We start from the raw sequence: 12,798 nt of genomic DNA on the forward strand, positions 1-12,798 counted from the left end.
GCAACGATGACAGCAACCACGTGGCCTGACCCGAAGGATCGCGTCCAGCCAGCCCTCACCGAACCCGCCGCCCGCGGTTGGGTTGAGTTCCTCGGCGGACCTATGGGGCGCTTTGCCCAAATTGGACGCTCTAAGTTCTGGACGCCGCTGCGCACCATTTTCGCGCTCGCCTACGTCTTCATCGGCCTCGGCGCGCTCTCAAAGTCAAACTGCGCGATGGGCAAGCTTGACGACGCCGGCGTGATGCAGGTCAACTGGGACGGCAACCGCCAGTACACCTCCTTTTGCTATAACGACATCCTGCCGCTGTACGGCGGCCGCGGCCTGGACCAGCCGGGCTTCGTCTACGACTTCTCCTGGGTTGAGGGCGACCTGACTCGCTACATGGAGTACCCGGTGCTCGCCGGCCTGTTCCAGCAGTTCTGCGCGTTCATCTCCCGCAACACCTACTTCGCAGTCTCGCGCATCCTGCCGGAGTCCGGTTGGTACTTCTACGTAACAGTGCTCATCCTGGCCGCCATTTGGGTGGTTACAGCGCGCATGGTGGCGGAGCTTGCCGGCAACCGAATCTGGGACACGCTGCTCGTTGTCGGTTCCCCGTTGCTGATCATGCACCTGTTTACCAACTGGGACATCCCCTCAATCTTTTTCGTGGTGGCGGCGATGCTCGCCGTGCGGAATAAGAAGTACTGGCTGGCAGGCGTGCTGATTGGCGCCGGTACCGCGTTCAAGCTGTGGCCGCTGTTTATCCTCGGCGCATACCTGGTGTTGGCCATCCGGAAGCGGAATTTCGTGCCCTTCCTCAAGATGGTTGCCACCACGGCGCTGACCTGGGCTGCGGTGAACCTACCGGTGTACCTGCACAACCCGGAGGCATGGAATGAGTTCAACCGCTTGAACACTGACCGCGGCTGGGAGTGGACCACCATCTACGCAGTGATCAACCGCGTCTTCGGCTGGAGCGGGTTTGATAGTGGTGAAGGCGCCCCCGTCATCCTGAACACGGTTACGCTGGTGCTCTTCCTCGCGGGCTGCGCAGCCGTCCTCGTGCTTGGCCTGAAGGCGCCGCGCACGCCGCGCGTCGCCGAGCTGTTCGTGCTCATCGTCGGGTTCTTCCTCCTCTTCAACAAGGTGTGGAGCCCCCAGTACTCCATCTGGTTCATCGTTCCCGCTGTCCTGGCGCTGCCGTACTGGCGCCTCCTGCTTTCCTGGATGACGGTCGACATGATGGTGTGGCCAGTGCTGATGTGGCACATGATGGGCGAGGACCAAAAGGGTGCTCCTGGCGCGCTGCTGGACACCGTCATCATCTCCCGCGACGCACTCATCATCGCCATCATGGTGCTGGTTATCCAGCAGATGTTCGGCAAACGCGAGGACAAAGTTGCTGCCGCGCACAACGGCCACGACCCGCTTCTGACTACCCCTGAAGATTGGAAGGAGCCAGCATGGGATCCGCAACCGTTACCGGAATCGCCTCAATCGCAGTCGGATTCGGTTTCATCGCCGCAGCGTTCGTAGCGACGAACCGTCAAGAAATCCCTCGCGCCGTCGGCTACGGTCTTGCCGCTTTTGTCTTCATTACCGTCATTCCGGTGATCCTCGCGGTCTTCGTAGCCGTGCCCAATCCGCAGTAGGGCGGAGGGGGCGTCGAGAAGTATTTTGCCCAGCGTAACGGGTGGGGTACGCTGGTGGGGTTGCTTGACGCAACGACCCTCCTGCCACCGCACAATGCGGCGGCCGAAAACATTCAAATCTAGACCATAGGAGGTGATGAGGTCCGTGCGTCACTACGAAGTAATGATCATCCTCGATCCACAGCAGGATGAACGCACCGTTGCCCCGTCCCTGGACAAGTTCCTCGAGATCGTCCGTAAGGAAAACGGCAAGGTAGAAAACGTTGATGTGTGGGGCAAGCAGCGTCTTGCGTACCCAATCAACAAGAAGGAAGAGGGCATCTACGCTGTCATCAATCTTGAATGCGCAGCAGATACCGTCCAAGAGCTCGATCGTGTGCTGAGCCTGAGCGAATCAGTGCTGCGCACCAAGGTTCTGCGAACCGACAAGTAAAGAACGGCTTTCGGAACCACGGAAACGAAGGAGTCAAAACAATGGCACAAGGCGATACACCGATCACCGTCGTCGGCAACCTGGTTGCGGACCCGGAACTGCGGTTTATTCCAAGTGGTGCAGCGGTAGCGAACTTCCGCATCGCTTCCACGCCACGCCAGTTCAACCGCGACACGAATCAGTGGGAAGACGGCGAGGCCCTGTTTTTGACCTGTAACTGCTGGCGTCAGATGGCGGAGAACGTCGCAGAGTCCCTCACCAAGGGTATGCGCGTTATCGTCAACGGTCGCCTGAAGCAGCGCTCCTACCAGACCCGCGAGGGTGAAAACCGCACCGTGTTTGAGGTCGAAGTTGATGAGGTGGGCCCGTCCCTGAAGTACGCCACCGCGAACGTGCAGCGCACGCCACGCGAGGGCAACTCGGGTTACGGTCGCCCACAGCAGCAGCAACAACAGCAGCAGCCTCAGAACATGGGTGGGTTTGGTCAGGCACCGCAGCAGCCTGCACAGCAACAGCAGCAGGCACAGCAGTCGCAGCCGCAAAACGATCCGTGGAATTCGGCTCCACCTGCCGGTGGATTCGGCGGGATGGACGACGAGCCCCCGTTCTAAGCATTTCCCACACATAAGCATTTTCAACTCAAGGAAGGTTAGGATTCATGAAACTGATCCTCACCGCTGCCGTTGATAACCTTGGCGAGGCAGGCGAGATCGTCGAGGTCAAGGGCGGCTATGGCCGTAACTTCCTGCTCCCACGTGGCCTGGCTATCCCAGCCACCCGCGGTGCAGAGAAGCAGATCCGTGATATTCAGCGTGTACAGAAGGAGCGCGAGGTCCGCGACTTGGACCACGCAAAGGAGCTGCGTGATCAGCTCGACCAGCTGACCGGCGTGAAGGTGCCAGTGCGTACCTCCGAGAAGGGCAAGCTGTTCGGCTCCGTCAAGCCTGGCGACATCGCAGCAGCTGTCAAGGCAGCCGGCGGTCCATCCCTGGACAAGCGCCGCATCAATGTACCGAAGGGCCTTGTTACCAAGACCGGTGGATACCAGGTCAAGGTGAACCTCCACGACAGCGTGGAAGGCAAAGTGAACTTCGAGGTCGTTAGCAAATAACGACGATTACCGATAGGTAGTCCAACGACAACAGCTTGAGAACGGGTCCCGCTTGTGAGGAGCGGGGCCCGTTTTCGTTTGCCTACCTGCGCTTGTGGATAACTCTCCACAGCGAGGCGGTGTGACCCTCATGTGACGGTGTATTTAGCGCACCGAAGGCGCCTAGTCAAACCGGCTGGTAGCGGGTTATCCACCGGGGGTGCCAATGGGTATCGTCTTGAATAAAAGTGGTGTGACCTGCGAAGAGGTTGCTGTAGGGCGCGCCTTCGATGGCTTTTCCACACACTCTCCACACGTTGTGCACACCCCCTGTGGATAGATCCCAGGCACAATGGAAAACTATTCACAGCCCCTGTGGATAACTCAACTGGCGGTACGTGAATTTCCGGGGTATCCGGTACGCTGTTGTGCAACACGAAAGGGTAAAGGGTGCTGCATGGCTGAGAACTCGAGTGCCGCGAGCTTCGACGATTTTGACGACGACTACGTTCCACCACCGGAGCCTCCAGAGTCCTCGGCGCCACCGGAGCCACGCCAGTGGGACGGTGGGTCGTCGAACTTTAACCGGGGCCGCAAGGACCTGCAGGAGTACCGCCAGCCCCCGCACGACGAGCGCGCGGAGCGTTCCGTGCTTGGTGCCATGCTGCTCAACCAGGACGTCATCACTGACGTTTCGGACGCGTTGCGCCCGGAAGACTTCTACTTCCCAGCGAACCAGCTGGTGTACAAGACCATCACCGACCTGTACTCGCACGGATCCGACATTGACGCGGTGGTCGTCGCGGGCCAGCTGGACCGCAACAACGAGCTTGAGCGCGTCGGCGGCGCCCCCTACCTACACACGCTCATCTCCGAGGTGCCGACGGCCGCAAACGCCCGCTACTACGCGGAGATCGTCGAAGAGAAGTCGATTCTTCGCCAGCTGGTCAACGCAGGTACGCACGTGGTGCAGCTCGGCTACGAGGGTGAGGACGGCATGGAGATCGACGCCGTCGTCGACCGCGCGCAGCAGGAACTTTTCCAGATTTCGCGCAAGAACGCCGGCGAGGACTACAAGGTGCTCGGTGACCTGCTGCAGGACACCGTCGACGAGCTCGCAGCCATCGCGCAGGGCGGTGGCCTGGAGCAGGGCGTGCCCACCGGCTTCATTGACCTGGACAAGCTCACCAACGGTCTGCACGCAGGGCAGATGATCATCATCGCGGCGCGCCCGGGCGTCGGTAAGTCGACGCTGGCGCTCGACTTCATGCGCTCCTGCTCAATCCAGCAGGGCAAGACCTCAGTGATTTTCTCGCTCGAAATGAGCGCGTCCGAAATCATCATGCGCATGCTCTCCGCCGAAACGGAGATCAAGCTGTCCTCGATGCGCTCGGGTCAGATGGGGGAGCAGGACTGGGAGAAGCTCACCCGTCGTCTCGAGGAGATCCAGGACGCCCCACTCTTTATCGACGACTCCCCCAACCTCACCATGATGGAGATCCGCTCGAAGGCGCGCCGGTTGAAGCAGCAGCAGGGCCTCGACCTGATCGTGCTGGACTACTTGCAGCTGATGAGCTCCGGCAAGCGTGTGGAGTCGCGTCAGCAGGAGGTTTCCGAGTTCTCCCGTAACTTGAAGCTGTTGGCGAAGGAACTCGAGGTCCCTGTGATCGCGATTTCGCAGCTCAACCGTGGCCCTGAGGCCCGCACGGACAAGAAGCCGCAGCTCGCTGATCTCCGCGAATCCGGCTCCCTGGAGCAGGACGCGGATATGGTCTTCCTGCTCTACCGCCCGGACTCGCAGGACCGCGACGACGAGCGCGCCGGCGAAGCCGACATCATCGTGGCGAAGCACCGCGGTGGACCAATCGACACGATTCCGGTTGCGCACCAGCTGCACTACTCGCGCTTCGTGAACATGGCGCACGGCTAATCCTGCACCCGTCCGGGGGTGGACAGCCAAGGCTGTCCTTGCTTAGGGTTGGCTCGCCATGCATGACACGCTGCGCGTTTCTGGCTAGCATTGTGGCCTAACACAGTTACGAACGAAGGAAAAGTCACAATGTCTGTCCGAATGATGCACGACGCACCGTCCGCGTGCGCCCACACGGTGGCCCAATTAGAGGAACGTATTACCGTCGCGAAGAACCAGGATTCGACGATGCTGCTGAACCTCCCCCGCAGCATCGACGAGCTGGCCGCCACCTCCCAGCCAAGCGGTGTCCTGCACCGCCTCCGCGGCCTGTTTAGCGCGTAGCGCGGAAGCGGCGCAGCCGCAGCGAGTTCGTCACCACGAACACGGATGAAAATGCCATCGCTATGCCTGCAAGCAGGGGGTTGAGCAGCCCGATGGCTGCCACGGGGATGAGCACCACGTTGTACGCAAAGGCCCAGAACAGGTTGCCTTTGATGGTGCGCAGCGTCGCGCGCGACAGGCGGATGCCGTCGGCGGCGCTGACCAGCGAGTTATTCATCAGGGTGATGTCGGAGGCCTCGATGGCCACGTCGGTACCGGCGCCCATCGCCATGCCAAGGTCGGCCTGCGCGAGCGCCGCGGCGTCGTTCACGCCGTCGCCGATCATCGCTACGCGCTTGCCCGCGTCCTGTAGGCTGCGCACGAGCTCGACCTTGCCGGCGGGAAGCACGCCGGCGGTGACGTTGGCGGCGTCGATACCCACTTCCTTCGCCACGGCGAGCGCGGTCGCGCGGTTGTCGCCGGTGAGCAGGTGCGGCTCGAGCCCCAGCTCCTTCAGCTTCTCGACGCCCACCCGGGAGTCTTCCTTCACGGCGTCGCGCACCGCAATAACCCCTTCAAGCACGCCGTCGACCTCGACAACGACCACGGTGGCACCAGTCGCCTCCATGGCGTCGAAGGCGCCACGGTACTCGCCCAGGTCACCCGATGGCCTGCCGACTCGGACGTGCTTGCCGTCGACGGTCGCGCTGGCGCCGATGCCGGGCTCGTTGCGGAAGTCGGTTGCGGTTGCTGTGGGCGCGTCCTGGACGTAAGCGGTGATGGCACGGGCGATCGGGTGCTCTGAGTGCGCCTCCACCGCGGCGGCGAGTGCGAGTGCGTCGCTGCCGCCATTCGCGTCAACCACGGTCATTTCGCCGGTGGTGACGGTCCCGGTCTTGTCCATCACGATGGTGTCCACCTGGCGGGTGGATTCCAGGATCTCCGGGCCGCGGATCAGCAGGCCCAGCTCGGCTCCTCGCCCGGTGCCTACCAGGATGGCGGTCGGGGTGGCCAGGCCGAGCGCGCACGGGCACGCGATGATCAGCACCGCCACCGCCGCCGTAAACGCGGCAGCCACGCTGTAGCCCAACAGGAGGTGCACCACCAGGGATACCGCCGAGATAGCGATCACGGTCGGGACGAAGATCTGCGCGATCCTGTCTACCAGCCGCTCTACCGGCGCTTTGCCTGCCTGCGCGTCCTTGACCAGTTGACCCATCTGCGCGAGCGTCGTGTCCGAACCAACGCGCGTCGCCCGTACAAGGAGGCGCCCGTGTGTGTTCAGGGTCGCGCCGGTGACGTCGTCGCCTTCCTTGACGTCGACAGGAACAGACTCGCCGGTGAGCATTGAGGCGTCGATCGCCGAGCGTCCCTCGACCACCGTGCCGTCCGTCGCGACCTTCTCGCCTGGGCGCACCACGAACGTGTCGCCGACCTTCACGTCGGCGATCGGCACGCGCGTCTCCACGCCGTCGCGCAGCACAGTCGCGTCCTTCGCGCCCATGTGCAGCAGGTTGCGTAACGCCTCGGAGCTGCGCCCCTTCGCGCGGTGCTCAAACCAGCGCCCAAGCAGCAAGAACGTGATGACGACGCACACCGTCTCCAGATAGACCTCGTCCATCGCCGCCGAGTTCGGCATGAGGCTCATGTGCATTTTCATGCCCGGCTCGCCCGCGTTGCCGAAGAACAGTGCGTATATCGACCACCCGTAGGCGGCCGTGGTGCCCATGGAAATCAGTGTGTCCATGGTCATACTGCCGTGGCGCAAATTCACCAATGTCGCGCGGTGGAAAAGCGACCCTGCCGAGAAATACACCAGGGTCGTCGCGGCGAATGCGGCCCACTGCCAGTACGTGAATTGCAGTGCCGGAATCATCGACACCAACATCACCGGCAGCGACACCACCGCGGACCACACGATGGTCCACAAGAGGGTGTCGCGCTCGGGTTCGGAGGGGGCGTCGTCAAGCGGCTCGTCCGCGTCGGAGAACGTGAAGGCGTCGTAGCCCGCGTTCCGAATCGTTTTGATCAACGCATCAGGGTCAGCGAGCGCCGGATCGTACTCGACGGATGCGGTTTCCGTCGAAAAGTTTACCGACGCCTCGACGCCCTCCATCTTGTTCAGTTTCCGCTGCACCCGGGACGAGCACGACGTACACGTCATGCCCGAAACGCCGAGTTCTATCTGTGCATTCGACATTAGAGTAGCTTGAACCCCGCTTCCTCAATCGCCTTATCGACGTCCTCCCTGCTCACCTCTGCGCCCTCAACCACAACCTTGCCGGTCGTGTGATCAGCGTTCACCGAGGTCACGCCCGGGATTTCCCCGACCTCTTCCTGGATGCTGAGCTCGCAATGCCCGCAGCTCATGCCCTCAACCTGGAATGTTTGCGTTGCCATAATATTTCCTTCCTTCCTGCGGGAATCGCCCCGCACTTGTTAGTGTTGCATTGATAGCTGCCAATCTAACAAAAAGCGAAAAGGAGCTACCTAATGGCCACAACCGACCTCACTGAGGAAACATTCCAGGAAACCGTTCTCGGAGAGGGTATTGTCATCGTCGACTGCTGGGCGTCCTGGTGCGGGCCCTGCCGCCAGTTCGCGCCTGTTTACGAAAAGGTCTCCGAGAAGCACCCGGATGTGACCTTTGCGAAGCTCAACACCGAGGAATACCAGCAAGTAGCGGTCGCCCTGGATATCCAGGCAATCCCGACGCTCATGGCGTTCCGTGACGGAATCATGGTCTACCGCGAAGCCGGTGCCCTGCCGGAATCCGCATTCAACGACCTTGTCGAGCAAGTCAAGGCACTCGACATGGACGAGGTCCGCCGCCAGGTCGAGGCCCAAAACGCGCAGGAGGGACAGTAATGGCAAACCCATTCGTGAAGGGCTGGAAGTACCTGATGCAGTCCTTCGACACCAAGATCGACGAAAACGCCGACCCGAAGGTGCAAATCCAGCAGGCCGTCGCCGCCGCGAAGAAGCAGCACCAGGAAATTACTGAGCACGCAGCCGCCATCATCGGCAACCGCAACCAGCTCAGCATGAAACTGGACCGCCTGCTCAAGTCCCAACAGGACCTCGAGGCGAAGACCAAGACCGCCCTCCAAACGAACGATGACGCCGCCGCCGAGGTCATCGCCACCCAGCTGGTGTCCGTCGAGCAGGAACTCGAGCAAACCAAGCAGGCCTACGCCGCCGCCGAGCAAGCCGCACAGGAAGCCCAAGCGAAGCAGAAGGAATCCGAGGCGCGCCTGCAGGAACAGCTCGCCCAGGTCTCCCAGCTGGAATCCCAGCTTGACCAGGCGAAAATGCAAGAGCAGACCACTAAGGCCATGGACTCCCTCAACCAGTTCGGCGGCGACGACAACGTCCCGACCCTCGACGGCGTTCGGGACAAGATCGAACGCCGCTACGCCCAGGCGCTCGGCGAGCAGGAGCTGGCCAAGTCCTCCATGACCGACCGCATGGCCGAAATCGAGTCCGCTGGCAGCGATGTCGCCGCCAGCGCCCGCCTGGATCAGATCCGCGCTGAGCTTTCCGGCGGCAAGTCCTCCTCATCCTCATCCGAGGCTCCGAAGGAAATCGAGGACAACAAGGACTAGGAAAACCTCAGCGCCGCAAACTGTAGTAACAGGATTGTAGTAATCCCCGAAAATACGTTCGAAATGGGGATTACTACAATCCTGTTGCTCACATTTAGAAAAACCGCAGCGCACAACGCAAAAAGAACGCCCCTGCCCGACCTGAATGTGTCGGACAGGGGCCTTGCTGTCTCGAAAGTGTGTTAGCTTTCGCGGCGAATATTGATGAGTACGCCCCGGATGCCGGAGTGGAAGCCGTCGCGAAGGTTGACGCGCTGGGTTTCCGTCAGGGTGTACTCGTGCAGGGTCTCGCAGGCGAACTGGAGCAGCGGCCTATCGATCTCCGGCGGCAGACCGCCACCGGAAAGCATGTGGGCCTTGTCGCGCTGTTCGCTGGATGCGGCGTTCTCGAACCACCAGGCTGCGTACTGTTGTCCCACGTCGTAGGGGGTTTGGAAGCCGGAGGACGTCCAGACTTCTTCCGGAAGCGGCACGTAGCGCGAGCGGAGTTTGCGGCGCGGTGCCATCATCGACGGCTTCGGTGCCGGTTTGGGGGCCGGTACGTCGTCGGTGTCCTCGTCGGAGATGGTTTCCGGCTTCGGGTCCTCGGCAGGTGTTGCAGGCTCTGCCGACTTGACCGGTGCCGGTGGTTCCGTGGGTACCGGGCCAGGCTTTGGGCCGGGCTTCGGCATATCGGCAGGCGATGGGGTCGCCGGGGTAACTGGGGTTTCCGCGGCCGGTGGATCGACCGGCTGGTCCGAAGCAGGCTCCTCAGCGGCAGGCTCCTCCGGCGCAGCGAGTGGATCGGGTCCCAGGCCGGGTACTTCGGTGGGGCCCTGGTTGTCTTCGACGGGTTCGGCGTCGGCGATCGGGCGTTCCCGGATGCTTGGTGGGAGGGGCCCTTCGAGGACGCGGAGTTGCATGGAGTCTGCGAAGTCTTCGCGTGGGTCGAGGATGGTGGTGGTGTCGCAGGCGTGGCGGAGGGCGGAGGACATGGAGTCCCAGCCGAATCCGTAGAGGTGGACGCGTACGCCGTTGTTGGTGGCTTCTTCGACGCCTGGGATCATGTCGGCGTCGCCGGAGACAAGGACGAAGTCGCTGAACTGGCCACGTGTTGCGTTGATGACCAGGTCGGCGACGAGTCGGGTGTCGACGCCTTTTTGGGTGCGCCGCTCACCCCATTCGATGAGTTGCCCCGTGCGGAGTTGGACCCCGTCGCAGGAGCGCAGGGCGCGCTGGTAGCGGTGGGGTCCGGAGTCGGGGATGCCGTCGTACCACATTTGACGGTGGATGGGTTGGTGGAGTTGGTGGCTGATCATGACTCCGAGGTTGGCGACTACCTCGGGTAAGTCGATTTCTAATTGTGCTCGCGCGCCGATTTCCCATGAGTTGTAAAAGCTCGCCAGTAGGTAAGAAGTGTCGACGAACACCAGTGTGCGTTCAAGCATGGCTCCTAAATTCCGATTCTTTATTGTCGTTAAATTCTTTTCATCACAAGGCTACATATGTTTGTGTGCCTACTCATGCTAGTAGTTCAAGAAATTTCGTAGGGGTCCTTGCGAGCCACCTGGCCACGGTTCTATAGTTAGTTAGTGCAGTAACTAACCAACGAGCTCGAAGGGAGAAATGGTGGTTGGGGATTCAGAGCCACTCTTCGTGCAGATCGCGAAGTTGGTGGAGGACCTCATCGTCGACGGGACACTGAAGTCGGGCGAGCGGGCGCCGTCGACAAACGAGCTCGCAGCCTTCCACAACATCAACCCCGCGACAGCACGCAAGGGCCTCGGCTTACTTGTCGACGCCCAGGTCCTCGAGAAGCGCCGCGGCCTCGGGATGTTCGTCACCCCGGACGCGCGCGAACGGATCCTGGAAACCCGCCGGGAAGCGTTCCCGGGTACGTTCGTCGCCCCTCTTATCGACGAAGCCGTCCGCGTCGGCCTGAGCCGCGACGACTTGATCGACCTTGTACATCGAGTAGCAGAAAGTAGAGGAATGTATCAATGAACGCCATGATTATCCGCGCCGATGGGCTAGCGAAGCACTTTGGTAAGAAGCACGTCCTCAACGGGGTGGCCTTCGACCTGCCGTCTGGTGGTATTCACGGGCTGCTGGGGCGAAATGGCGTCGGTAAGTCGACGTTGTTGCAGATCGTCGCGGGCCAACTGAAATCCTCCGGTGGCGCCGTCGAGGTGTTCGGCCTGGCACCGTTCGATAATGCTGAGGTGATGGACCGCGTCGCGCTCACCGGCGTCGACGTCGGCTACCCGGCGAGCTGGAGCGGCAAGGACATCCTGAAAGGCGCGCAGCTGCGGTACCCGAACTGGGACGATGGGCTCGCGCGCCGCCTCATCGACGACTTCGACCTCGGCGAGGCGCTCGGCACCACGTACAGCAAGATGTCGCGCGGTCAGCGCGCGATGGTTGGCAACATCATCGGCATCGCCTCCGGCGCCGAGCTCACGCTTCTCGACGAACCCTACGTCGGCCTCGACGTCCACAACACCAACGTGTTCTACCGCCACCTCCTCGACGTCGCCGAGGGCGGGCGCACGTTTGTGATGGCCACGCACCATATCGAAGAGGCGTCGAAAATTCTGAGCAGCGCCCTGGTGCTGGGCCGCGACGGCAAGGTCAGTGCGCACGTGACCGCCGACGATGCCGACGCCCACGCCGAGCGCCTCGACCTGAGCAACCCCCTGCGACCTGTCGATTTCGGCGACGTCATCGAGCACCTCCTGGAGGTGAGCTAAATGCAGACCTTTGTCCGCCCCGGCTTCTTCCGCGCCCAAATGTTCGCAGGCTCCAAATGGCGCTTCTGGATGACACTCTTCGGCCTGCTCATGGGCGCAGCGACCATCTTTGCCGACTGGTTGGGCAGCGTCCCGCTGGTCATTACAGCCGCGACATTCTCCTCGCTCCTCCTCTACGCGACCTTCATCCCCGAATCGGACGTTTTTCGCTCCTATGGGATGAACCGCAAGCGCGCCCTCGCGTACAAGCGCCGCGCCGCCCTCGTGGTCTGGGCCGTACTTTGCATCCCGACGCTGATCGTGAGCCCATCGCTGTACGGCCTGCTCGCCATCGCACTGGTCACCGGCTGGCTTGCCCTATACGTAGCTGACGACTCCACCACCGGCGAAGAACTCAACTCTTCCGACAACGGTTCGGCCATCATGGGGCTGCGTCTGGACCAGCCCCTCATCTTCCAACTCTTCTGGAAGCAGCCGCTTCTCCTGGCCGCTGCCCTCGGTCTCGTCTCGATTGCCATGCAGCTCCTGTTCCAGCGCTTTGTCGACAAAGAGTGGGTCTCGTTCGTGGCGACCGTCCCTGACCTGTTCCTGTTCGGCGCTTTCGCGGTAATCTACTCGTGGGGCGCGGCTTCCCCGGCTACTGCTCGCGCGTACGGAATCCCCCGGCGCACGTGGGGTCTGCATGGGCTGGGTGCAGTGGTGGTGTCCGCCGGGATCTACGTAGCGCTGCGTTCCCTTCCCACACTTTTCGACGCCCACACCCTCACCACCGCACCTGTCTGGGCGACGTTCATCTTGGTCCTCACCGGACTTGCGATGCCGTTGGCATGGGGGCGCAACCAGCTAGTGACGTTCATGGCCGTCATGATCCTCTGGCAGTTCATCCGCGACCCAGAGCCCTTGGCCTGGACGCTGCCAGTAGTTGGATGCGCATTGCTGGTGGCACTCGCGACGCTCACGCTGTACGTCGCGGGACGTGTAAACGGAGCCCAAAAGAACCCTGATATGAAGTTATAAAAATGCTGTCTGAACTGGCGATTTGTGTTGTTGTTGGTGTGTGTGTAACTTTAT

15 protein-coding genes are annotated in these 12,798 nt (G+C 61.8%); 12 read left to right on the top strand and 3 right to left on the bottom strand.

Annotated features, from left to right (window positions below; translation table 11 throughout):
• Positions 1-6: 6 nt before the first annotated feature.
• The 7 genes from HMPREF3170_RS06445 (at position 7) to HMPREF3170_RS06470 (ending at position 5,414) form a co-directional block, all read left to right on the top strand.
• Positions 7-1,521, top strand: coding sequence for a glycosyltransferase family 87 protein (locus HMPREF3170_RS06445; RefSeq protein ID WP_070478595.1), 1,515 nt, complete (start codon positions 7-9; stop codon positions 1,519-1,521).
• The gene (locus tag HMPREF3170_RS11335) at positions 1,449-1,637 is read left to right on the top strand and encodes a hypothetical protein (protein WP_071573826.1); all 189 of its coding nucleotides are present in this window, start codon (positions 1,449-1,451) and stop codon (positions 1,635-1,637) included. The genes HMPREF3170_RS06445 and HMPREF3170_RS11335 overlap by 73 nt, the downstream gene beginning before the upstream one ends.
• A 136-nt stretch (positions 1,638-1,773) precedes the next feature.
• Complete coding sequence (gene rpsF, locus HMPREF3170_RS06450; protein WP_070361725.1) at positions 1,774-2,070, top strand: 30S ribosomal protein S6; 297 nt, start codon at positions 1,774-1,776, stop codon at positions 2,068-2,070.
• Positions 2,071-2,111: 41 nt separating this feature from the next.
• The gene (locus tag HMPREF3170_RS06455; protein WP_070361726.1) at positions 2,112-2,681 is read left to right on the top strand and encodes a single-stranded DNA-binding protein; all 570 of its coding nucleotides are present in this window, start codon (positions 2,112-2,114) and stop codon (positions 2,679-2,681) included.
• Between the two features lie 47 nt (positions 2,682-2,728).
• Positions 2,729-3,181: a 50S ribosomal protein L9 gene (gene rplI / locus HMPREF3170_RS06460; protein ID WP_070361727.1), complete on the top strand. Its 453-nt coding sequence runs from the start codon at positions 2,729-2,731 to the stop codon at positions 3,179-3,181.
• A gap of 436 nt (positions 3,182-3,617) precedes the next feature.
• A complete protein-coding gene (gene dnaB, locus HMPREF3170_RS06465) occupies positions 3,618-5,090 on the top strand; it encodes a replicative DNA helicase (protein WP_070478597.1) in 1,473 nt (490 codons plus the stop codon).
• Positions 5,091-5,219: 129 nt separating this feature from the next.
• On the top strand, positions 5,220-5,414 hold the full coding sequence (locus HMPREF3170_RS06470) for a hypothetical protein (protein WP_070361729.1): 195 nt from the start codon (positions 5,220-5,222) through the stop codon (positions 5,412-5,414).
• Here HMPREF3170_RS06470 and HMPREF3170_RS06475 read toward each other — a convergent pair.
• Positions 5,404-7,593: a heavy metal translocating P-type ATPase gene (locus HMPREF3170_RS06475; protein WP_070478599.1), complete on the bottom strand. Its 2,190-nt coding sequence runs from the start codon at positions 7,591-7,593 to the stop codon at positions 5,404-5,406. The two genes, HMPREF3170_RS06470 and HMPREF3170_RS06475, sit on opposite strands and share 11 nt — an antisense overlap.
• The gene (locus tag HMPREF3170_RS06480) at positions 7,593-7,793 is read right to left on the bottom strand and encodes a heavy-metal-associated domain-containing protein (protein ID WP_070478601.1); all 201 of its coding nucleotides are present in this window, start codon (positions 7,791-7,793) and stop codon (positions 7,593-7,595) included. The genes HMPREF3170_RS06475 and HMPREF3170_RS06480 overlap by 1 nt, the downstream gene beginning before the upstream one ends.
• Before the next feature lie 93 nt (positions 7,794-7,886).
• Between HMPREF3170_RS06480 and trxA the strand changes: the two genes are divergently transcribed.
• Both trxA and HMPREF3170_RS06490 read left to right on the top strand, forming a co-directional pair.
• A complete protein-coding gene (gene trxA, locus HMPREF3170_RS06485) occupies positions 7,887-8,261 on the top strand; it encodes a thioredoxin (RefSeq protein ID WP_070361732.1) in 375 nt (124 codons plus the stop codon).
• Positions 8,261-8,998 (top strand): PspA/IM30 family protein, encoded by a 738-nt coding sequence (locus tag HMPREF3170_RS06490; protein ID WP_070478603.1) that lies wholly within the window; start codon positions 8,261-8,263, stop codon positions 8,996-8,998. Before trxA ends, HMPREF3170_RS06490 begins: the two co-directional genes overlap by 1 nt.
• Positions 8,999-9,180: 182 nt before the next feature.
• Here the strand turns inward: HMPREF3170_RS06490 and HMPREF3170_RS06495 are convergent, their stop codons facing one another.
• Positions 9,181-10,425 (bottom strand): NYN domain-containing protein, encoded by a 1,245-nt coding sequence (locus HMPREF3170_RS06495; RefSeq protein WP_070478605.1) that lies wholly within the window; start codon positions 10,423-10,425, stop codon positions 9,181-9,183.
• A gap of 178 nt (positions 10,426-10,603) precedes the next feature.
• On the opposite strand from HMPREF3170_RS06495, the gene HMPREF3170_RS06500 reads away from it, so the two are divergent.
• From HMPREF3170_RS06500 to HMPREF3170_RS06510, 3 genes are read left to right on the top strand one after another with little or no spacing between them, the layout of a single operon-like run.
• The gene (locus HMPREF3170_RS06500; protein WP_070361735.1) at positions 10,604-10,981 is read left to right on the top strand and encodes a GntR family transcriptional regulator; all 378 of its coding nucleotides are present in this window, start codon (positions 10,604-10,606) and stop codon (positions 10,979-10,981) included.
• The gene (locus HMPREF3170_RS06505; RefSeq protein ID WP_070478607.1) at positions 10,978-11,727 is read left to right on the top strand and encodes an ATP-binding cassette domain-containing protein; all 750 of its coding nucleotides are present in this window, start codon (positions 10,978-10,980) and stop codon (positions 11,725-11,727) included. Before HMPREF3170_RS06500 ends, HMPREF3170_RS06505 begins: the two co-directional genes overlap by 4 nt.
• Entirely contained in the window at positions 11,728-12,744 is a 1,017-nt protein-coding gene (locus HMPREF3170_RS06510; RefSeq protein WP_070478609.1) for a hypothetical protein, read from the top strand.
• Positions 12,745-12,798: the final 54 nt, after the last annotated feature.

The organism is Corynebacterium sp. HMSC08D02 (assembly GCF_001807505.1).
Taxonomy (GTDB): Bacteria; Actinomycetota; Actinomycetes; order Mycobacteriales; family Mycobacteriaceae; genus Corynebacterium; species Corynebacterium pseudogenitalium.